At 58.7% G+C, this 884-nt stretch carries 1 protein-coding gene; it reads right to left on the reverse strand.

All coding sequences use genetic code 11. The annotated features are described in order from the left end of the window. The coding region (locus HBO12_RS28175; RefSeq protein ID WP_170043808.1) for a ribonucleotide-diphosphate reductase subunit beta at positions 1 to 884 on the reverse strand (884 nt) is incomplete at both ends.

Below are 884 nucleotides of genomic sequence, written 5' to 3' on the forward strand. Positions count from 1 at the left end.
GTGGTGCCTGGGTATTCTTCCTTCAAGCCGATCTGCGACAGACGACGGTTGGCGATGAACTTGAGGTAGTCCTCCATCATCGCCGCGTTCATGCCCAACACGCCGCGCGGCATGGTGTCGCGCGCGTATTCGATCTCCAGCTGGGTCCCTTGCAGGATCATCTGGGTCGCTTCTTCCTTCATCTCGGCATCCCACAGGTGTGGGTTTTCGATTTTGATCTGGTTGATCACGTCGATGCCGAAGTTCAGGTGCATCGACTCATCGCGCAGGATGTACTGGAACTGCTCGGCCACGCCGGTCATTTTGTTGCGTCGGCCCATGGACAGGATCTGGGTGAAGCCGCAATAGAAGAAGATGCCTTCCAGCACGCAGTAGTAGGCGACCAGGTTGCGCAGCAGTTCTTTATCGGTGTCGACGGTGCCGGTCTCGAATTTCGGATCGGAGATCGAACGCGTGTATTTCAGACCCCAGGCGGCTTTTTTCGCGACCGACGGGATCTCGTGGTACATGTTGAAGATCTCGCCTTCATCCATGGCCAGCGATTCGATGCAGTACTGGTAGGCGTGGGTGTGGATCGCCTCTTCGAAGGCCTGGCGCAGGATGTACTGGCGGCACTCCGGGTTGGTGATCAGGCGGTACACGGCCAGCACCAGGTTGTTGGCGACCAACGAATCGGCGGTGGAGAAGAAGCCCAGGTTGCGCATGACGATGCGACGTTCGTCGTCGGTCAGGCCTTCGGGGTTTTTCCACAGGGCGATGTCGGCGGTCATGTTGACCTCTTGCGGCATCCAGTGGTTGGCGCAGCCGTCGAGGTACTTCTGCCAGGCCCAGTCGTACTTGAAGGGCACGAGTTGGTTGAGGTCGGCGCGGCAGTTGATCATGCG

This window comes from Pseudomonas sp. WS 5059, from assembly GCF_012985525.1.
Lineage (GTDB): Bacteria > Pseudomonadota > Gammaproteobacteria > Pseudomonadales > Pseudomonadaceae > Aquipseudomonas.